The sequence below is a fragment of the Microbacterium schleiferi genome, assembly GCF_015565955.1.
Classification (GTDB): Bacteria; Actinomycetota; Actinomycetes; order Actinomycetales; family Microbacteriaceae; genus Microbacterium; species Microbacterium schleiferi_A.
This window is the reverse complement of the sequence record NZ_CP064760.1, coordinates 2326660-2346880: the sequence shown is the minus strand read 5'-3', so window position 1 is coordinate 2346880 and position 20221 is coordinate 2326660. Positions and strand designations below refer to the sequence as shown.

Annotated in this window: 18 protein-coding genes and 5 pseudogenes; 11 read left to right on the top strand and 12 right to left on the bottom strand. The window is 66.6% G+C overall.

The annotated features are described in order from the left end of the window. Position 1: 1 nt before the first annotated feature. The 7 genes and pseudogenes from IT882_RS11325 to IT882_RS11295 all read right to left on the bottom strand — a co-directional run bounded on the left by IT882_RS11325 (position 2) and on the right by IT882_RS11295 (position 6128). Positions 2-1273, bottom strand: coding sequence for a DUF445 domain-containing protein (locus IT882_RS11325; RefSeq protein ID WP_195691943.1), 1272 nt, complete (start codon positions 1271-1273; stop codon positions 2-4). A 35-nt stretch (positions 1274-1308) separates the two neighbouring features. After that, positions 1309-1722 (bottom strand): hypothetical protein, encoded by a 414-nt coding sequence (locus tag IT882_RS11320; protein WP_229382398.1) that lies wholly within the window; start codon positions 1720-1722, stop codon positions 1309-1311. Next, positions 1711-2384 (bottom strand): annotated as a pseudogene (locus IT882_RS11315) (hypothetical protein); the annotation flags it as partial. The gene IT882_RS11320 and the pseudogene IT882_RS11315, both read right to left, overlap by 12 nt. Positions 2385-2524: 140 nt before the next feature. After that, entirely contained in the window at positions 2525-3709 is a 1185-nt protein-coding gene (locus tag IT882_RS11310; RefSeq protein WP_195691940.1) for an acyl-CoA dehydrogenase family protein, read from the bottom strand. After that, positions 3706-4461 (bottom strand): alpha/beta fold hydrolase, encoded by a 756-nt coding sequence (locus tag IT882_RS11305; protein WP_195691939.1) that lies wholly within the window; start codon positions 4459-4461, stop codon positions 3706-3708. The genes IT882_RS11310 and IT882_RS11305 overlap by 4 nt, the downstream gene beginning before the upstream one ends. A gap of 15 nt (positions 4462-4476) precedes the next feature. After that, positions 4477-4884, bottom strand: coding sequence for a hypothetical protein (locus IT882_RS11300; RefSeq protein WP_195691938.1), 408 nt, complete (start codon positions 4882-4884; stop codon positions 4477-4479). Positions 4885-4923: 39 nt separating this feature from the next. Continuing rightward, positions 4924-6128: pseudogene (locus IT882_RS11295) on the bottom strand (MFS transporter). Positions 6129-6555: 427 nt separating this feature from the next. Between IT882_RS11295 and nrdH the strand changes: the two are divergent. The 4 genes from nrdH to nrdF are packed head-to-tail and all read left to right on the top strand — an operon-like array spanning position 6556 to position 10377. Then, complete coding sequence (gene nrdH, locus IT882_RS11290; RefSeq protein ID WP_195691937.1) at positions 6556-6789, top strand: glutaredoxin-like protein NrdH; 234 nt, start codon at positions 6556-6558, stop codon at positions 6787-6789. Positions 6790-6792: 3 nt separating this feature from the next. Further along, complete coding sequence (nrdI, locus tag IT882_RS11285) at positions 6793-7230, top strand: class Ib ribonucleoside-diphosphate reductase assembly flavoprotein NrdI (protein ID WP_195691936.1); 438 nt, start codon at positions 6793-6795, stop codon at positions 7228-7230. After that, positions 7212-9368 (top strand): class 1b ribonucleoside-diphosphate reductase subunit alpha, encoded by a 2157-nt coding sequence (nrdE, locus tag IT882_RS11280; RefSeq protein WP_195691935.1) that lies wholly within the window; start codon positions 7212-7214, stop codon positions 9366-9368. The genes nrdI and nrdE overlap by 19 nt, the downstream gene beginning before the upstream one ends. A 34-nt stretch (positions 9369-9402) precedes the next feature. Beyond that, complete coding sequence (gene nrdF, locus IT882_RS11275) at positions 9403-10377, top strand: class 1b ribonucleoside-diphosphate reductase subunit beta (protein WP_195691934.1); 975 nt, start codon at positions 9403-9405, stop codon at positions 10375-10377. A gap of 28 nt (positions 10378-10405) precedes the next feature. Here nrdF and IT882_RS11270 read toward each other — a convergent pair. Then, a pseudogene (locus IT882_RS11270) lies at positions 10406-11535 on the bottom strand (class I SAM-dependent methyltransferase). Between the two features lie 10 nt (positions 11536-11545). Next, complete coding sequence (locus tag IT882_RS11265; protein ID WP_195691933.1) at positions 11546-11797, bottom strand: DUF4287 domain-containing protein; 252 nt, start codon at positions 11795-11797, stop codon at positions 11546-11548. On the opposite strand from IT882_RS11265, the pseudogene IT882_RS11260 reads away from it, so the two are divergent. Further along, positions 11710-13199: pseudogene (locus IT882_RS11260) on the top strand (acetyl-CoA hydrolase/transferase family protein). The gene IT882_RS11265 and the pseudogene IT882_RS11260 overlap by 88 nt on opposite strands. A 21-nt stretch (positions 13200-13220) precedes the next feature. Here the strand turns inward: IT882_RS11260 and IT882_RS11255 are convergent. Next, positions 13221-13460, bottom strand: a complete 240-nt coding sequence (locus tag IT882_RS11255) for a hypothetical protein (RefSeq protein ID WP_195691932.1) — start codon at positions 13458-13460, stop codon at positions 13221-13223. Positions 13461-13612: 152 nt separating this feature from the next. Between IT882_RS11255 and IT882_RS11250 the strand changes: the two genes are divergently transcribed. The 4 genes from IT882_RS11250 (at position 13613) to IT882_RS11235 (ending at position 16329) form a co-directional block, all read left to right on the top strand. Then, complete coding sequence (locus IT882_RS11250; RefSeq protein WP_229382081.1) at positions 13613-14056, top strand: MarR family winged helix-turn-helix transcriptional regulator; 444 nt, start codon at positions 13613-13615, stop codon at positions 14054-14056. Beyond that, complete coding sequence (locus IT882_RS11245; protein WP_195691931.1) at positions 14053-14439, top strand: hypothetical protein; 387 nt, start codon at positions 14053-14055, stop codon at positions 14437-14439. The genes IT882_RS11250 and IT882_RS11245 overlap by 4 nt, the downstream gene beginning before the upstream one ends. Positions 14440-14507: 68 nt before the next feature. Continuing rightward, the gene (locus tag IT882_RS11240) at positions 14508-14888 is read left to right on the top strand and encodes a hypothetical protein (protein ID WP_195691930.1); all 381 of its coding nucleotides are present in this window, start codon (positions 14508-14510) and stop codon (positions 14886-14888) included. 67 nt (positions 14889-14955) lie between these two features. Continuing rightward, a complete protein-coding gene (locus IT882_RS11235) occupies positions 14956-16329 on the top strand; it encodes an HNH endonuclease signature motif containing protein (protein ID WP_229382080.1) in 1374 nt (457 codons plus the stop codon). A gap of 24 nt (positions 16330-16353) precedes the next feature. Here IT882_RS11235 and IT882_RS11230 read toward each other — a convergent pair whose 3' ends face one another. Next, on the bottom strand, positions 16354-17334 hold the full coding sequence (locus IT882_RS11230; RefSeq protein WP_195691929.1) for a Gfo/Idh/MocA family protein: 981 nt from the start codon (positions 17332-17334) through the stop codon (positions 16354-16356). Positions 17335-17388: 54 nt separating this feature from the next. On the opposite strand from IT882_RS11230, the gene IT882_RS17115 reads away from it, so the two are divergent. Beyond that, positions 17389-18273: a M20/M25/M40 family metallo-hydrolase gene (locus tag IT882_RS17115; protein ID WP_324253876.1), complete on the top strand. Its 885-nt coding sequence runs from the start codon at positions 17389-17391 to the stop codon at positions 18271-18273. Beyond that, positions 18249-18716 (top strand): M20/M25/M40 family metallo-hydrolase, encoded by a 468-nt coding sequence (locus IT882_RS16570; RefSeq protein ID WP_324253875.1) that lies wholly within the window; start codon positions 18249-18251, stop codon positions 18714-18716. The genes IT882_RS17115 and IT882_RS16570 overlap by 25 nt, the downstream gene beginning before the upstream one ends. Before the next feature lie 22 nt (positions 18717-18738). Here the strand turns inward: IT882_RS16570 and IT882_RS11220 are convergent. Next, a pseudogene (locus tag IT882_RS11220) lies at positions 18739-19961 on the bottom strand (O-acetylhomoserine aminocarboxypropyltransferase/cysteine synthase family protein). Positions 19962-20221 lie beyond the last annotated feature (260 nt).

Sequence of the window (20221 nt, the reverse complement as noted above, 5' to 3'; positions counted from 1 at the left end):
CTCATCCGAAGATGGCGTGCGCGATCGTGTAGATGGTCAGGCCGGCCAGGGCTCCGACGATTGTGCCGTTCAACCGGATGTACTGCAGATCACGCCCGACCATGAGCTCGATCTTCTCCGTGGTTTCGGCAGGATCCCAGCGCTCGACGGTGTCGGTGATGAGCGACGCGATGTCGTGCCGGTAGCGGTCGACGAGGAAGACCGCCGCATCGGTGACCCACGAGTCCACCCGGCGCTGCAGCTCCGGATCTCGAGCCAGACGCGCCCCGACATCGCGGAGGGCGTCGTCGATTCGGGTTCGCAGGCCACTGCGCGGGTCGTTCAGTGCGACGAGGAGTCCTGACTTGGCGGTTCCCCAGGCCTGTGTGGCGAGTTCGCGCACGCGGGGACTGTCGAAGACGGCGAGCTTGGCATCCTCGAACCGGCCGATCGTCTGCGGGTCGTGCTGCATGCTCTCCGACAAGCGCGTGAGGTAGCCAGTGATCGCCGTGCGGGCCGGATGCTCCGGATTCTCGCGGACCGCTCGCACGAAGGTGACGGCCTCGGAGTAGACGGTCTCGTCCACAAGACGCGCCGCGATGCTCGGCACCCAGGAGGGGAGGCGCCCCGAAACGAGTCCCGTGAACGCATCCCGGTTGTGAGTAAGCCACTCGTCGATGTTCTCGGCGGCCAGGTCCACCGCTGTGCGGTGAGCGTCGGCATCGACGATGCGGCCGAGCCATTCGCCGATCGCGGGAGACCACTCCGGCACGATCAGGTGCTCGCGCGCGAGGGCGGTGATGACCTCCTGGGCATCGTCGTCGCTGAGTGCCCGAAGGATGCCGGACCCCATCGCCGCCGCTTCGGATCCGATGCGCTCGGCGTGATCGGGTTCGCTCAGCCATGCGCCCAGGCGCGAGGCGATCGAGGTCGACTCGAGCTTGGTGCGCACGACGTCCGAGGCGAGGAAATTCGTCTCGACGAACTCACCCAGCGACTGCCCGATCTCGTCCTTGCGGCGCGGAATGATCGCGGTGTGGGGGATCGGGATCCCCATCGGATGCCGAAACAGCGCGGTCACCGCGAACCAGTCCGCGAGCGCACCGACCATCCCACCTTCTGCCGCCGCGCGAAGGTATGCCAGCGCGGGCACCTGCTGTTGGCCGACGAAGCCGACGAGGAACAGGGCTGCCATCACGAGCAGAGCTCCCAGCGCAACCGACTTCATCTGGCGCAGCCCGCGCCGCCGTACCTGGTCGGCGGGGCTGAGCGACTGCGTCGGCGTGCGTGCCATGCCCACATCCTCACACGGCGCCGGGACGGGTGACCTCAGGTGGCCATCTGCTCCAGTGGGAATCGCAGCGTCGCGGCAACCGGAGAGCCCTCGACCATCTCGTCGTGGCGCGCGGCGCGAACCGTTCCTCCGGTGCGCAGAACTCGCGCAGCGATCTCGTCGACGAGCACCGTCGACTCCGCGCCCGGCGCGGTGGCCCGCTCGACGCGGCCGCGATCGTCGATCGTGCCCTCCGCGCTGGAGTCCATGTCGAAGAGCAACTCGTCGATGGCGGCGTTTGCCGCTGCAACCGCGACGTCGTCGAGACTGTCGGTCGCCAGTCCCTGGGCGCGGAGCGTTCCGAAACGCTCACGCCATGCTGCGAGGAGGCCCTCTTCATAGTCATCGAGGATGCTGCGCGCCTTCTCCTCGAGCGCCTCATCGTCCAGCGAATCCGGATGCGCGTCGATTCCGGACTCGAGCAGGGTCGGATGCGTGTTCACCGTGCGTAGGTGGGGTCGAGGTCCGTTGCCGCACAGAGGATGACGGGAACGTCGCGCGGAACGATTCGCGCGACCTCGTCCTGCACGACGCGGCAATACCGCTCTCGCTCCAACCTGTCGCCCGTCGCACCCTGCGGCCGCGGGAAGTCAGCCTGTCCGCCGTTGTCGGCTTCCGTGAGGATCAGCTGATGATCGCTCGGCAGCGGGAGGTCGTGTTCGGTGAGTCCGTGATCGGCGCCGAATTCGGTCAGCCGCGCGCCGCCGCGGGAGATCTGAACGATGAACGCGCGCCGCGGGAAGGTCACGGCCCGAAGAAGCGGCCCCGTGTCGAATCGGTCCGAGACCGTTGCTCGTGCGGTGAGCCGGTTGGCCAGGCGGAAGGCGTGGATGCGTTCGGGCGAGGCCAGAAGCACGACAGAGCGCGACTGGTGTGTCCAGAAATCGTCATCGTCGAGGACCGCCCGAAGTCGCGCGAGGGCTTGCTCGCGCTCGGGTCGGTCGATGCCGGCATCCTGTGCCTGCCGGTCGGCGTCGTCGATGAGGCCGCGGAGCTGGATGCGGATGCGCTCGTGGTCGGCCGGCACCGGAGAGGACGGGAGTGAGATCGTGATGCTCGGGATGCCGCGCATCTCGACGAGCTCGAGAAGGTGGTCGGTCTGGGGAATGTCTGCGGGCAACATGAGGGCGACGATACGTCGGGAGCGCGGAGCGCGCGACGCCCTTGCGTCACGACGCTGGACTCGCTAGAGCTCGGCTGCCGGCTGAGCCGTCAGCTCTCGACCGGACCCAGCCAGGCCGTTGCGACGGTCGAGTGAGCCGATTCCGGGTCGGACGGGTGGAACATCCCCGCCAGCACGTCGCGGTAGAGGCGGCTGAGCTCGCTGCCGGCGAAGTAGCTTGACCCGCCCGCGACGAGGATCGCATCATCCACGACGGCCTTGGCCATCGTGACCGCGCGATGCTTCACGCCCGACAGCAGCGAGAACCACCGCGGCCCGTGATCGACGAGGGTGTCGACGTCTCGACTGAGCGTCTCCAGCTGCGGTGGGAGGGCATCGTAGGCCAGGGCCATGTCGGCGATCCGCCAGCGGATGTCGGGGTCCTGACTGTAGGTGAGTCCGGTCTTCTTCGATCGTCGCGTGCCGACGGTGGCGACAGCGACATCCAGAGCGCGGCGGGCGATACCCGTGTACACGGATGCCAGCAGGATCTCGAAGACGCTGAAGATGCCGAACACGATCGGGTCGGGGTTCGGGCCCGGGGGGATGCGACGCACGACGCGATCGGCGGCGGCAACCGCGCCGCGCAGGTGCGTCGTTCGCGACTGTGTCGCCCGCATGCCGAGCGTGTTCCAGTCATCGCGGGTGGCGATCCGTCCCGCGTTTTCCTCGGAGCGCGGCACGAACGCATACACCATCCGCGGCCCGTCGGGTGAGGTGGTGTCCAGCCCGTGCAGCCCGAGTTGCGTCCAGACGGGCGCGAGGGAGGTGAAGATCTTCGTGCCGGTGAAGGCATACGAGCCGTCGGCGCGGGGCGCAGCATCCGTGTCGCTGCCGAACAGCACGAGATCGTTGCCCGCTTCGCTGATGCCGAAGGCGAAGATCTCGCCTGCCACGGCTCCCTCGAGCACGAAGCGCAGGTCATCGACTCCCCGGTCGGCGAGCGCCTTCGCCACGCCGGTCCAGACCAGGTGCATGTTGATCGCGAGCGCCGTCGCCGGTGCTGCGGTGGCCAGTCGCTGCTGCAACAGCGACACCTCCGCAAGTCCCAGGCCCGCCCCTCCGAGCTCGGTCGGGGCGAACAGCGCGAGATAACCGGCATCCGTCAGGTCTGCAAGGTCGTCGTGCGGGAACGTGTTGTCGCTGTCGTGCTGCGCCGCGCGCTCCCGGAACCGGTCGAGAAGAGTGTCGGGCAGCACGGATGCCGGGTCGAAGGGGGTCGCGTTGGTCGTCATGCCAGGGCCTCCCACAGCTGACGCATCGTCTCGTCGGGGGCGTCGCGGTGCGGTGAATGCCCGGCCCCCTCGACAACGGACATCGTGATGGACGGGCGCGTCAGCAGCTGCTCCACGATGTCGCCGCGGAACAGCGCGTACACCGCAGGATCGCCGGCAATGACATGGATGGGCACGTCGAGCGACAACGCTGGAAGCCGCACGTCCCATTCCTGATTCTGCTCACTGGTCTGTTCGACCGCCCAGCGGCTGACCTCATGGATGCTCCGCACCTTGAGCTCGATATCCAGCGGATGCCACGACGGATGCTCGGCGCGTACCGCGGCTGCTGTCGGGTCGTCGAACTGTCGCTGCTGGCTCTCGCGCACCCCCTCTCGGTCCTCCTCGTCGAGCTGGATCGCGGGATCGATGAGGACGAGTCGGCGAGTCCAGTCGGGGGCGGATGCCGCGGCGACGACTGCTGTCGTGCCGCCCAGCGAGTGACCGATCACGAGATCCCACGGCGCCTCGTCCCGAGGGTGGCAGGCCGCGAGATCGGTAGCGTACGCGCCGATCGTGTAGTCGAGGGTTCGCGGTGCGCTCCCATGCCCGCGGAGGTCGACAGCCTGGGCGAACCACCCGTGGCCGCTCAGCTCGACGCCGAAGCGCCACATGAGGGCGCCGGTGGATCCGAGGCCGTGCACGAGGAGTGCGCGCCGGGGTGATGACGGGTCACCCCAGCCCTGGCGAGGCAGGTCGACGGGAGTGGTCATGGTCTCGGCATCCTTTCAGCGGGTGCGCGGTCCGTACGTGCCCACGGGAATGTTCGTGCCATCCGGCGCCCGCAGCCCCACGCCGACTGTTCGAGCCAGCGCGATGTTCAGCAGCCACCCCATGCCGCACCAGAACAGCGGCAGCCCGATCTCCCGCATCGCCCAGAGGTAAGCCATCGACCCGCCGAGGAAGAAGAGGAGCGCCGGAATCCACGCCTGATGCAGCCCGTTGTAGAACGCGACGCGCTCGGGACGCATGATGCCCCGTTCGCCACCGAAAGCGCCGATGAGCGAGACCTCCGGCAAGAGCGCGAACACGATGATGATTCCTGCGGTGACCCAGCCGTGGCCGATGCTCTCGAAGACGGTGACGATCAGCAGGGCGATCGCGACGAGGGTCCAGGCAAGCCGCGTGTACGTCACAGACTCATCGTAGGCCGACCCGATGCGGGCGACGCGGGCTCAGGTGATCGTCGGGACCGGCTCGGTATCGGGGATGGGGCTCGGATCCCGATGACGAAGGTCGGGGAAGCCGCGGACGAACACGATGGCCACGGCTGCGCCGAAGACGGCGAACAGCGCGGCGGCCAGATACGCACCCTGCGGCCCCACACCGTCGACGAGGAAGCCCGCCACAGCGGATCCGGCGGCGGCGCCGATGAGCTGACCCGTGCCGATCCATCCGTAGGCCTCGGCGGTCTCGCTGAACTTCACGCTTGCCGAGGTCATGGCGAAGATCACCGCGAGCGCGGGCGCGACGCCGAGGCCCGCGAGGACGAGAGTTCCGCCCAGCCACCAGACGTTCAGCGAAACCATCGTCAGGCTTAGTCCGACCGCAACGATCAGCATCCGTCGGGCCATCGCCCACGGCCCGATGGGGATGTGTCCGAACGAGAGTCCGCCGACAAGGCTGCCGATCGCGAAGACGGCAAGCACGAGCCCCGCCTCGATGCCGTCATGTCCGAAGGTCGCGACCACACCCACCTCGACAGCGGCGCACGCTCCGATGACGAGGAAGCCCACGATGGTCGCCAGCAGCACGGCCGGCTTGCCGAGAACCTTTCCGAAGCTGCGCCGACTGCGTGGGATTCGTACCCGGCCAACTTCGGGGAGAGGATGAACCAGGCTCCGCCACCCAGCAGCACGACGACGATGAGCGCGAGAGCCTGCACCGTACCGATCTGTGTCGCGACGAAGGTGATGAGGACGGGCGCGACGACCCAGATGATCTCCTGCAGCGAGGCATCCAGGGAGTACAGCGGCGTCACTTGACGCGAGTTCACCATCTTGGGGTAGATGGTGCGAACCGCCGATTGCACCGGCGGTGTGGACAGACCAGCGATGAGCCCCAGCACCATATAGGCCGGGAGGGGGAGGCTGAAGGCGGCGATGCCCGCGATCGCGGCGGCGCAGATGACCAGCGTGACGGTCAGCACGCGCCGCATGCCCCACAGACCCATCCATCTGCTGGTGATCGGACCCGCGACCGCCTGCCCGACCGAGGTCGCCGCCAGCACCAGTCCTGCAGACCCGTAGGAGCCGGTGACCTGCTCGATGTGCAGCAGGATCGCGAGGCTTGTCATTCCGTTCGGGAACCGTGCCGTCAACTGTGCAGCGATGATGCGCGCGACCCCCGGAGTGCGCAGCAGTTCTCCATAACCCGCCACCCTCCTACGGTAGTCGTGGCGGGGCTGGTTCAGCGATATCGGCGCGGGCACGGAGCCTGTCGCGGAGAGTCCGCCGTCGCGGCATCCGGTCGACGCGCCGCGACACGCCGCGACACGCCGGAGGCGCTATCCACAGGCGAATTCGATGTCGGTGGATCGCCGTAGCCTCGCGCTGTGGAGAGATGACGGATGCGGGGCCACGGAGCCGCATGATTTCAGGCTTCTCCCAGCTTTTGCGAGGTGCTCGATCTGTGGATGAAACGGTGGACAAATCGCGTTGTATCTGAGGAGAGCGGTGGAAAACTACACGAATGTAACTACTACCCCTTGTGGTGCTATCTGATGTCGGCACCCATATGTAGTATTGGACTCCCGGCGGGGGAGCTGCCGGTCGGACGAAGAATTTTGAGGGGACAACGGATCTAACATGGCGATCACGGTTTACACCAAGCCGGCATGCGTGCAGTGCACCGCTACCTACCGCGCGCTGGACTCCAAGGGCATCGACTACAACGTTCTCGACCTGTCGCAGGACCCGGCGGCCCTCGAGCAGGTCAAGGCCCTGGGGTACCTGCAGGCCCCCGTCGTCATCACTGACGAGGACCACTGGTCGGGCTTCCGTCCCGACAAGATCGACGAGCTCGCTTCGCGTCTCGCCTGAGCCATGAGCACGGCGATCGCGACAGAGACGCCGTTGCTCGTGTACTTCTCGAGCGTTTCGCAGAACACGGCGCGCTTCATCGAGAAGTTGGGACTGCGCGCTCAGTCCATCCCCCTCTTCGCGTCCGAGCCGATGCTCGTTGTCGATGAGCCCTTCGTCCTCGTCACCCCCACCTACGGGGGAGGGCAGGGCCGGGGTGAGGAACGAGGCGCGGTCCCCAAGCAAGTCATCCGGTTCCTCAACGTCGAGCAGAACCGATCCCTGATCCGCGGCGTTATCGCCGCGGGAAACACCAACTTCGGCGACGCGTTCTGCGCCGCCGGAGACATCATCAGCCGCAAGTGTCACGTGCCGCACTTGTACAGGCTCGAACTGTTCGGCACGTCAGAAGACGTCACCCGCGTGAGTGAAGGATTGGAACGATGGTGGAAGCTGCAGTGACAGAGACGGCATTCAAGAGTGAGCCCCGGTTCGAGGGCCTCGACTATCACGCGCTCAATGCGATGCTGAACCTCTACGGGCCGGACGGGAAGATCCAGTTCGACGCTGACAAGCGTGCCGCCCGCGAGTACTTCCTGCAGCACGTCAACCAGAACACGGTCTTCTTCCACTCGCTCAAGGAGAAGCTGGACTACCTGGTCGACAAGCAGTACTACGAGCCCGCGGTGTTGGAGCAGTACTCGTTCGAGTTCATCTCCTCGCTGCACGACCACGCGTTCGAGAAGAAGTTCCGTTTTGAGACGTTCCTCGGCGCGTTCAAGTACTACACGAGCTACACGCTCAAGACTTTCGACGGGAAGCGCTACCTGGAGCGCTTCGAGGACCGTGTTGTGATGACCGCCCTCGGCCTCGCCGACGGTGATGAGGCCCTCGCGACGCAGCTCGTCGACGAGATCATCTCGGGTCGCTTCCAGCCGGCGACCCCGACGTTCTTGAACACCGGCAAGGCTCAGCGCGGTGAACTCGTGTCGTGCTTCCTGCTGCGCATCGAAGACAACATGGAGTCGATCGCCCGCGGCATCAACTCTGCGCTGCAGTTGAGCAAGCGCGGCGGCGGCGTCGCCCTGCTGCTCTCGAACATCCGCGAGTCGGGTGCCCCGATCAAGCAGATCGAGAACCAGTCCAGCGGCATCATCCCCGTCATGAAGCTGCTCGAAGACAGCTTCAGCTACGCCAACCAGCTGGGCGCGCGCCAGGGCGCCGGTGCTGTGTACCTCAGCGCGCACCACCCTGACATCCTGCGGTTCCTCGACACCAAGCGTGAGAACGCCGACGAGAAGATCCGCATCAAGACGCTCTCGCTCGGGGTCGTCGTTCCCGACATCACGTTCGAGCTGGCCAAGAACGGCGAGGACATGTACCTCTTCTCGCCCTATGACGTCGAGCGCGTCTATGGCGTTCCGTTCGGCGACATCTCGGTGACTGACAAGTACCGCGAGATGGTTGATGATCCGCGCATCAAGAAGACGAAGATCAATGCGCGCGAGTTCTTCCAGACCCTCGCCGAGATCCAGTTCGAGTCCGGCTACCCGTACATCATGTTCGAAGACACCGTGAACCGGGCCAACCCCATCAAGGGCCGGATCAACATGTCGAACCTCTGCTCGGAGATCTTGCAGGTCAACACCCCCACGACCTACAACGAGGACCTCTCATACGCCGAGATCGGCAAGGACATCTCGTGCAACCTCGGCTCGATGAACATCGCCCTGGCGATGGACGGCGGCGACCTCGGTCGCACGGTCGACACCGCCATCCGTGCTCTCACCGCGGTCAGCAACCAGAGCCACATCTCGTCGGTGCGTTCGATCGAGGATGGCAACGACCGTTCGCACGCGATCGGTCTCGGCCAGATGAACTTGCACGGCTACCTCGCTCGCGAGCACGTCCACTACGGCTCGGAAGAGGGCCTGGACTTCACGAACATCTACTTCTACACGGTGCTCTTCCACGCGCTGCGGGCGTCGAACAAGCTCGCCATCGAGCGGGGGACGGCGTTCGAAGGATTCGCCGACTCGACTTACGCATCGGGCGAGTTCTTCGACAAGTACACCGAGCAGGAGTGGGTTCCGCAGACCGAGCGGGTGCGTGAGCTGTTCGCTGGCCACCAGATCCCCACGCAGGACGACTGGCGCGAGCTGAAGGCGTCAGTGCAGGCCCACGGCATCTACAACCAGAATCTGCAGGCCGTGCCCCCGACCGGCTCGATCTCGTACATCAACAACTCGACGAGCTCGATCCACCCGATCGCCTCGAAGATCGAGATCCGCAAGGAGGGCAAGCTCGGCCGGGTCTACTACCCCGCGCCGTTCATGACCAACGAGAACCTGGAGTACTACCAGGATGCCTACGAGATCGGCTACGAGAAGGTCATCGACACCTACGCTGCGGCGACGCAGCACGTCGACCAGGGCCTCTCGCTGACGCTCTTCTTCAAAGACACCGCGACCACGCGCGACATCAACCGGGCACAGATCTACGCCTGGAAGAAGGGCATCAAGACCATCTATTACATCCGTCTGCGTCAGATGGCCCTCGAGGGCACCGACATGACGGAGTGCGTCAGCTGCATGCTCTGAGCTGCGCCGATTCGAATCCGCGAGAAAGACGACAATGACCGAGAAGCTCAAGCTGATCGACCACGTGCAGGCGATCAACTGGAACCGCATCCAGGACGACAAGGACCTTGAGGTCTGGAACCGTCTCGTCAACAACTTCTGGCTGCCCGAGAAGGTGCCGCTGTCCAACGATGTGCAGTCGTGGAACACGCTCACCCCCGACGAGCAGACCCTCACGATGAGGGTGTTCACAGGCCTCACGCTCCTGGACACGATCCAGGGCACAGTTGGCGCTGTGTCGCTGATCCCCGACGCGATCACGCCGCACGAAGAGGCCGTGTACACGAACATCGCGTTTATGGAGTCGGTGCACGCGAAGAGCTATTCGTCGATCTTCTCGACGCTGTGCTCGACGAAGGAGATCGACGAGGCGTTCCGCTGGTCGGTTGAGAACGAGAACCTGCAGCGCAAGGCGCAGATCGTCATGGAGTACTACCGCGGCGATGAGCCCCTCAAGCGCAAGGTTGCTTCGACCCTGCTGGAGTCGTTCCTCTTCTACTCGGGCTTCTACCTGCCCATGCACTGGTCCAGCCGCGCGAAGCTCACCAACACTGCCGACCTCATCCGCCTCATCATCCGTGACGAGGCAGTGCACGGCTACTACATCGGCTACAAGTTCCAGAAGGGACTCGAACGGGTCGACGAGGCCAAGCGCCAGGACATCAAGGACTACACGTTCTCGCTGCTGTACGAGCTCTACGACAACGAGGTGCAGTACACCCAGGACCTCTACGACGGCGTCGGTCTGACCGAGGACGTCAAGAAGTTTCTGCACTACAACGCCAACAAGGCGCTGATGAACCTCGGCTACGAGGCGATGTTCCCCGAGTCGGTGACGAACGTTAACCCCGCCATCTTGTCGGCCCTCTCGCCGAACGCCGACGAGAACCACGACTTCTTCTCGGGGTCGGGCTCGTCGTACGTCATCGGCAAGGCCGTCGCGACCGAGGACGAGGACTGGGACTTCTAGGTCCGGTGTTGCGGGCCGGGTGCCGCAATCAGCGGCGCGTCGAGGCCGTGACCGTGAACTTCGGGGTGCGCGCGACCTGACGGGTGGGGCCGACGAGCTTCTCGAGCGACGGACGGTACCGTAGCGCGGAATTCCAGACGGACCACAGTTCGCCGCCGGGGCGCAGCACGCGCGCAGCGTCTGCGAACAGGTGGCGCGCGATCGTCTCGTCGATGGCCGAGCCACGGTGAAACGGCGGGTTCAGGGCGATGAACGATGCGCTCGCGTCCGGCAGCTGCGACAGCGCGTCATCGCGAACCACCGTCATCCGGTCGGCGATCCCGTTCGCTGCCGCAGTCGCGCGAGCCGAAGCAACAGCGGCCGATGAATCGTCCGACGCGTAGACCCGCAGCTCCGGATGCCTGAGCGCGAGGGCCGCTCCGACGATCCCGTTCCCGCATGCCAGGTCGATCGCCTGATCGTCCGCCTCCCCAGGAATCGTCTCGGGCAGGTTCTCCAGCAGCAGGCGGGTTCCGATGTCGAGCGTCGCGCCCGCGAACACACCGCCGAAGGCGCGGACCTCGACATCCGTGTCGCCGACACGCAGCTGTGCCGCAGACGGTTCGGGATCCCGACCGCCGCGAGGGCCGCGCGCGACGAGCACTCGGGACTTCTGCCGGGCGTGCGAGACATCCACCGTGGCGAAGTGCTCACGCAGCACATCGTTCATGCCGAGGCTCATGTGTTTGATCCGCCCGCCAGCGAAGACCACGACGTCGGGATCAGCGTGCGCGGCGATCACCCCCGCGATGTCGCGGAGAGCCTCGAGGGAACGCGGAAGACGCAGCAGCACAACCCGCGCACCGCGCACTGCCTCTGCATCGAGAGCGAGGGAGGAGACGGATGCGTCGAGGCCCGACGACCGTGCATTGGCTGCGAGGGCGTGCTCGCCGCCGAGGGAGTCCTGGTGAACACGGACGGCGCCGTCGGCGGCATCGCTCGCGCAGGCAAGAGCCAGGGCCCGAAGGTGTCACCGATCACGACGATGTCCCGTCGCGCCATGCCTCTGCGCGCCTCCGCTGACTCGTCGAGAAGCAGCCGATCCGCTGCATCGTGGGCGCGGTGGTCAGGGCCGGCAGTGTCGGGGAAGGGCTGAAGAGCGTCGAGGTCCAGGGTCACTGGACCCACGCTAGCCCTGTGCGAGTGCCGCCTTCGTGTACGCGACGACAGCGTTCGCGTGGCCGTGGCCCATCCCGTGCTCTGTCTTGAGGACATCAACCACAGCCATGTGGGTCGCTCCCGCATCCAGCTTCTCGACGGCGATGTCGATCCAGTCCTGCACAGGGCGACCGTATGACTTCTCGATACTCGGAAAGTACGACGCCGGACCCTTCGGCTTGTCGATGCCAGAGAGGTCGGGAGCGAGGACGCGCGAGGTCATGGCATGAGAGTAGCGCCGACGCTCGACACCGTCGCCAGTGCCCGTGCCAGAGTGGATCCGTTGGCGACAGCACGGGAGGACAACGGATGCCGGTACAGGACGACTACCGCCGCAAACTCATGTCGGCGGCGGACGCCGCGGCATCCGTGCCCTCGGGCGTCCAGGTGCTGGTGGCCATGGGGCTCGGCGCGCCGCCGGCGGTTCTCGCAGCCCTGGCCGACCGCATCCGGACCGACGACCTCGCCGGGCTCGACCTGTATTACGGCATGGGCGGCGACGCGATCGGCGACAGCATCCTGCGGCCGGGCGTCATCGAGAAGGTCCGCGCGCACACCTTCTTCGTCGCCGGACGCGATCACCACATCATCGCCGATCCGGCCCGGGCCGACCGGGAGACCCTCGATTTCATCCCGGTCAACTTCTCGAATCTGCCGCGGGTGATCCGCGAACACCTCGACATCGACACCTTTCTCGTGCAGGTCAGCCCGATGGACGCGAGCGGCCACTTCTCCTTCGGCGTCGTCAACGACTACGCGAGCGTCGCAGCCCGGGCCTGCCGCCGCCTGATTGTCGAGGTGAATCCCCTCATGCCCCGGGTGTTCGGCGAGTCCCTGCTCCACATCGACGAAGTGGACGCGGTCGTCGAGCACGCCTCGCCGCTCCCCGAGGTCGCCGAGGCGCCCCCGACGGATGCCGACCTCGCCATCGCGGCGCACGTCGCGGCGCACATTCCTAACGGTGCAACCCTGCAGATCGGCGCCGGCAGGGTTCCTGCCGCGGTCGCTGTAGCCCTCGGAGATCACCGCGATCTCGGCATCCACTCGGCGCTCTTCTCATCCGTGTTCGTGCCGCTCATCGAGGCCGGCGTCATCACGGGGCGACGCAAGAGCCTGCATCCGCGGCGGCATGTGTGGACGTCCGCGGTCGGGGATGCCCACACCTACGCCTTCATGAACGACAACCCGTCGATGGTGAGTTTCCCTGCCGACTACGTCAACGATCCGCAGGTGATTGCCCGTAATGACGACATGATCTCGGTGAACGCGGCCATCCAGGTCGACCTCTACGGGCAGGTCAACGCAGAGATGATCGGCGGCGTGCAGTACTCCGGGTCGGGGGACAGTTCGACTTCGTGACGGGGGCTGCCAAATCGCGAGGCGGCAAGTCGTTCGTGGTGCTGCCGGCCACCGCGAAGGGTGGGGCTATCTCGACGATCGTGCCGCGGGTCGACATCGTCACCGACGAGCGCATGGATGTCGAGCACGTCGTGACCGAGCACGGCATGGTGAATCTGCGGGGACTGTCGACGCAGGAACGCGCGCTGGCCCTGATCTCACTCGCCGATGACGGGCACAAGGAAGCCTTGGTCGAGGCTGCCAGGCAGCAGCGGCTGATCGCCTAGGCGCCCGCCGGCTTTCGAGTCCTACCGGTGATGGCGATGCCCGGAACCCGATGCGACCGGGTGCGGGCCGGTCGTCGTCGGGACGGGGAGGGAGAAGAAGGAGTGAATCTCCTCCAGGATGTCGGTGAGGCGCTCGACGGCCGACTGCAAGTTGTCGATCGCACGCAGGGTCGGGTCGTCGGGATAGCTCTGCTGGGCCTCGTGGAGCTCCGCGAGGGCCCTGCTGAGGTCCTTCCGGATGTCGTACAGCGAGGTGTCCATTTTTCGATCATGACACGGCATACGCCGGATTGCGTAGGGACCTTTTTCCCGGTCGTCGCGGCTTGACTTCTTTATGCACGACGATCTCTCCCGTGAGTTCGAAAGGTCGCGAGATACCATGAAGGATCAGGCGTCCGGCAGAAGGAGTTCCCGTGGCAGCTCAGCAACGACGGTTCAGCCCGGTCATCGCGCTGCTGACCATGTCGAGCATCTGGGAGGCGCAGCTCGGGGCTGTTCTGAAAGACCTCGGGCTCACGACCCGCAAGTATGCGCTGCTCGGCCACATCTACGGAATGCCGGGGATTTCCTTCAGTGAACTCGCCCGGCGATCGCAGATCACGGTGCAGACGGCGCACACGGCAGTGCGCACGCTTGTCGATGAGGGGTTCGTGCACGATTCGACGGCTCACGCCGGGTCGGCATCCGAGTTGCGGGTCACGGAGAAGGGTGACTGGGCTCTTGCCGAGGCGGAGAAGCGAGTTCGTGCCCTGGACCGTGAGCTATCGAAGGGCGCGCCCGAGCTCTCGCAGGCGCTGCGGGGCTTGCACGAAGAACCCATCGAGGTCCACCCGGCCGCGGGTCGGCGCACGGCATGACACTGCTCCGCTGGTTGCTGGCCGCTCTGCTGGTTACCGCGGGGGTGTCGCACCTGACCTGGGGCAGGCGTGGCTACCGCATCGTGGTGCCGGAGTGGGCGACACGGATGCTGCGCACCGACAAGGATGCGATCGTCGTCGGCTCGGGAGCGGTGGAGATCATGCTCGGCGCTGGCTTGGTGGCGCTGCCCCGCGAACGGGCACGCCTCGGCGCTGCGGTGGCGGCATTCTTCATCGCGGTGTTCCCGGGCAACGTCCATCAATGGCGGACGAGGCGGTCAGCGCCGCTGCTCGACACGGACACGCGACGCTTCGCGCGGCTCCTGCTGCAGCCGCTTCTGGTCGTCTGGGCGCTCGCCGTCGCGATCTCGCCCGAACGCTGACCGAGGCGCGAGCGTCGGCATTCGTCAACGTCGTTGACAATCCCCGGTGCGCGGGATTGGCTGGGCGCATGCGAACAGTACTGAGGTGGATGCTGGGCGGCGCGATGATCTTCGCGGGGGTGACGCACCTCACGGTCGCTCGCAAGGAGTTCCAGGCGCAGGTGCCGCCGTGGGCTGCAGAGCTCTCACCGCTCGACGAGGATGCGATCGTCGTCGCCTCGGGTGTGGTCGAGGTGATGCTCGGCACGGCGCTTGTCGCCCTGCCCAAGGAGCGGCGCCGCGTCGGCGCGATCCTGGCGGCATTCTTCATCGCGATCTTCCCCGGCAACGTCTCGCAGTACGTCGAGAAGCGCGACGGTTTCGGCCTCGACACCGACACGAAACGCCTCGTTCGGCTGTTCTTCCAGCCCGTGCTCGTCGCGTGGGCCTGGTGGTCGACGCGACGCTGACGGGGCAGATCCCTCCGGCCGGGTCCCGCGAGGGCTCAATGTCGGAACCCCCTCGTAGTGTCGGGGTATGGACGAGGTCGGCATCACAAACCCGGGCGAGCACGCCCGTGACGTGGATGGCGCGATCTGGGCTGATCCGCACGACGCCGGTGTCTACGAGGGGGATGTCTGCGACTTCGACGACGAAGTCGGTTGGGTGCCACCGCAGCCCGACGCCGTGGCGCTCGTGCTCGAAGTCGCGACGATGGAGGCTGTGTTCGCTGCTCAGCGGCTCGCTCGCATCGACCAGCTTCGTCTGGAGGCGCTCGACGACGTCACGCGGTACGGCGGCGGTTCGCGGGAGCTGATCGAGCGGTCGGTGCGCCTGGAGCTTGCCGCAGCACTCCGGATCACCGAGAACCAGGCAGGCATGCTGATGTACCGGGCCCAGGCTCTCGTGCATCGGTACCCGACGGTCTGGGATTCGCTGGCCCGCGCGGGAATGACCGAGCGGCACGCCACGATCATCGTGGATGAGTTCGCTCCTCTCGAACCAGACGTTGCGGCACGGCTCGTCGAGAATGCGCGCGACCTCGCCGAGTCCCTCGCGGTCGGTCCGTTCCGGCGGGCACTGCGACGCCTCATCGACCGGGAACTGGCGCCTTCACTGTCGGTGCGTCACGAGCACGCCGTCCGGCGCCGCCGGATCTTCGTCGAGCCGGATGTTGACGGGATGTCCTGGCTGCACGCACTGGTTCCCACGGTCGAAGCGCACGCGATCCACGGACGGATGACAGCGAAGGGCAAGGCATTGCTCGCGGCGCGGGGCGGCGACGGCAACGGCTCTCAGCCCGATGACCGCACATTGGACGAGATCCGTGCCGACATCCTGTGCGATCTCCTGCTCGACGGCATCGTTCCTGCTCACCCGGAGGATGTGCGCGGCATTCGCCCCACGGTTGTCGTGACGATCCCTGCGCTTGCGCTGCTCGGTGCGGATGGGGACGGCGCCCACGACCCCGCGGTCGTGGAGGGCGTCGGTCCCATTCCGATCGAGACAGCGCGAGAACTCGCCGGCGCGGCGTCGTCCTGGATTCGGGTACTGACCCACCCCGAAACCGGGGTCGTTCTTTCGGTCGGCAGAACCCGGTACCGACCACCGCCAGACATGGTGGCGCTGACGAAATGGCGCGCCGACAGATGTATGGCGCCGGGGTGCGGAGTCCCCGCCTCCCGATGTCAGATCGACCACTCGCTCGCCTGGGAACACGGTGGTGAGACCTCGGTTGTGAATACTGCCCCGCTCTGTCAGGGGCACCATACGGTCAAGCACCATGGCGGGTGGCGGGTCATCCAGACCGGAGACGGGTCGCTGCTGTGGATCTCACCGAGCGGTCGTCAGTACATCGTTGCTCCGGAGCGCCGACTTCCCGTGTTCCGGGTGGACTCGGCCGCCGCCTGAGCCCAGATCGCTCTGGCTGGGCCGCTACTCGCCGGGGTAGCGCACACCGAGCTGGGCGCGCAGCTCATCGAGGTCATGCATGATGGCGACCGATTCGTCTAGCGGGAGCAGGTCGCTGTCGGTCTTGCCCTCGGCGAGCAATCGCTCGGCGGCGAGAGCCTGATACTGCATGCCGCGTCCCTCGACCTCGCTCTGATACTCCTCGATCACGGTCCCGTCCGCGGCGACGACCCGGAACGAGGTCGGGGTGTACCAGACCCGATCGATATCGATGCGTGCGTCGGTGCCCAGCACGTGAGCGGTATTGGGTCCGACGGCCCGCGAGGTCGATATCGACGTCGAAACCGCGCCGCCCTCGTGCGTGAAGATCGTCGCAACCTCTGCGTCAGCGCCCGTGTCACCCAGGCGGCCCCGGGCTGTCACCGTCACCGGCGCGCCGAGCACGTCCCACGCGAACGAGACGGGATAGATCCCGAGGTCCAGGAGCGACCCGCCGCCGAGCTCGAGGGCGTTCAGGCGGTGCCCCGGATCCGACGAGATTCGTTGCGTATGGTCGGCGAACACGGTGCGGATCTCACCCAGGGTGCCCGCGGCGATGATCTCGCGGATCCGCACCATATGCGGGAGGTATCGGGTCCACATCGCTTCCATCGCCAGCAGCCCGCGCGATCGGGCAACCTCGCGCACGCGCTCGGCCTCGGCCCCGGTGAGGGTGAACGGCTTCTCGATCAGCACGTGCTTGCCCGCTTCCAGGGCGAGCACGGCGTTGTCGGCGTGCATCGGATGCGGCGTGGCGATGTAGACGATATCGACGTCGGGGTCGGCGACGAGCTCCTCGTAGGAGCCGTGGGCGTGGGGGATGTCGAACTGCGCAGCGAACGCCTCCGAGGCCTCCGGGCGGCGGGACCCGACAGCCGACACCGACAGACCAGCCGTCCGCAGGTCGCTCGTGAAGGCGTGCGCGATGCCTCCGGTCGCCAGAATTCCCCAACGCAGTGCAGTCATACCTCGAGCGTAGTCAGGATGCCGTCTGCCCGGCGCCGCGAGTAGCCTCGAAGAATGACCACCGCGCTGGACCGTTTCCGGGAACTCCTGTCCATCCCCACCGTCTCGTACGCCGATGAGTCGCGCATGGATGCCGCAGTGTTCGACGAGTTCCACCGCGCACTGGAACGTCTGTACCCCCAGACCCACGAGCGTCTCGAGCGCGAGGTGATCGCCCGACACTCCCTGCTCTACCGCTGGCCGGGTGCCACCTCCGAGGACCCGCTCGTGCTCATGGCCCACATGGATGTCGTCCCCGTCGTCGACGAGGAGTGGGAGCATCCGCCGTTCGGAGCCGAAATCGTCGGCGAGGGCGAGGAGGCCGAACTCCATGCGCGCGGTGCGATCGACGACAAGGGATCTCTCGTCGCGATTCTCGAAGCCGTGGAAACGCTGGTCGCGGACGGCCACACGCCGGCGCGCGACATCTATCTCTCGTTCGGTCATAACGAAGAGACGGCGGGAGATGGTGCCCGCGGGATCGTTGCCCACCTGACGGAGCGGGGCATCCATCCGGGACTGGTTCTCGACGAGGGAGGCGCCGTCGTCGAGGGAATCATCCCGGGCGTCACCATCCCGACGGCGATGATCGGTGTCGCCGAGCGCGGCGTCATGACCCTCGTGATGACCGTCCGTGAGCAGGGCGGGCACGCATCGACGCCACCCGCCATGCCGGCTACCGCACGCCTGGCTCGGGCGATCGACCGGCTGCGGCGCAAGCCCTTTCCGACCCGGCTCGCTCCCCCGTGCGCGCAATGCTCGCAACGCTCTCGCCGCACGCCCCCGAGCCACTTCGGACCCTGTTCCGCCGCGGCGAGATCACGGGACCGATTCTGGCCGGCGCCTTCACGCTGGGCGGACCCGAGACCAACGCGATGGTACGCACCACCGCGGTCGTGACCGAACTCAGTGGTGCTCCCGGCGAGAACGTCCTGGCCACGAGCGCAAAGGCCTCTGTCAACATCCGTCTGCTCACAGGAGACACGATCGAGAGCGCGACGGCGCACGTGCGCCGCGCGGTGTCCGACGACAATGTCGAGATCGAGATCCGTCACGCGTCGAACCCGTCGCCGGTCTCGCCGTGGCGGGGAGAGCCGTGGCGGCGAATCGCCGGCGCTGTCGTCTCGACGCTCGGTACGGATGTCGTCCCGACGCCGTATGTACAGCTCGGTGCAAGTGATAGCCGGTGGTTCACGGCGATCAGCGAGCACGTCTATCGGTTCACGCCGTTCCACCTCACGCGGGCAGAGCGTGACACGCTGCACTCCCACAACGAGCGCATCCGGGTCGAGGTATGGCTGCGGGGCATCGGGTTCTACCGCGCGCTCATCGAAGCCTCCTAGCCCAGCGCCTGGGCGAGGTCGCTTAGCCCAGCGCCTGGGCGAGGTCGGCGATGAGGTCGGCCTCGTCCTCGAGGCCGATCGACAGCCGGATCGTCCGCGGCGAGATGTCGGCGTCGCGCAGCTGATCCGCGGTCAGGTGCAGGTGCGTCATGGATGCCGGGTGGTTGACCATGCTGCGGGCATCGCCGATATTCGCGACGAGGCGGATGACGCGCAGGGCATCGATGACTCGCTCGACGCGGCGATCATCGGCATCCGCATCGCCGGTGCTGACGAGATCGAACGAGAACACCGATGACGCCCCGCGCGGCAGGTAGCGCTGGGCCGTCGCATGCCACGGGCTCGAGGGCAGCCCCGGATGCCACACCCGCTCCACGGCGGGGTGCTGCTCGAGGAAGCGCGCGACCGCGAGTGCGCTCGCGCAATGACGTTGCATCCGCAGGTCGAGAGTCTCCAGACCCTGCAGCAGCTGGAAGGAGGACCACGCCGGCAGCGTCGTCCCGAAGTCGTGCACGAACCGGGTCTTGATGTACACCACAAGAGCCAGGCCCTGCTCACCGAACCGGTCCCACAGCACGAGGTCGCCGAAACGGCGGTAGGGCGTCGTGAACTGCGGCCACCGCTCGGGGTCGGCGCCGAAGTCGAACGATCCGATGTCGACCACGACGCCGCCGAGCGCGACGCCGTGCCCCCGATGTACTTCGTGGCGGAGTGGATGACGATATCGGCTCCGTGCTCGCCGGGGCGCACCAGGTAGGGCGAGGCGACGGTGTTGTCGACGACCAGCGGCACGCCCGCGGCATGGGCGATATCGGCGACAGCACGGATGTCGAGCACCGTCGCGAGCGGGTTGGTGATCGTCTCGGCGAAGAAGGCCCGCGTGCGAGGCCGAACCGCGTCGCGCCAGGCTGCCGTGTCGTCCTGGTCGACGTAGGTGACCTCGATCCCGAGGCTGCCCAGGGAATCCGACAGGAGATCGACGGTGCCGCCATAGAGCTGGCGGGCCGCAACCACGTGGTCACCCGCCGACGCCAGGGAGAGGATCGCCGCCGCTGCGGCTGCTTGCCCCGAGGCCACCGCGACGGCGGCTCGCCCGCCTTCGAGGGCAGCGATGCGCTGCTCGAACACCGCCTGGGTCGGGTTCGCGTTGCGGCTGTAGACATTACCGAGGCTGCGCAGCGCGAACACGTCGCGCGCCTGCGCGAGGGAGGGGAACTCGTACCCGTTGGACTGGTAGATCGGCACGACAGCGGTGTTCTGCGCGATACCCGGCTCGTACCCCGCCTGCACCTGTGCGGTCGCGAAGGACGCGGCGGGGTCAGGCGCGGGAGTGGTCACCTTCTCATGGTGACATGCACCCGTGCTTGCGCTCGCGCTCTGTGTCGCTGTGTGACAGTGCCCTTCGATCGCGCCCTTCGATCGCGGCCTTTGATCGCGGCCTTTGATCGCGGCCTTCGATCGCGCCGAGGCCGACGCTGCCGATACCGCGCGAGAACCGCCCGCCG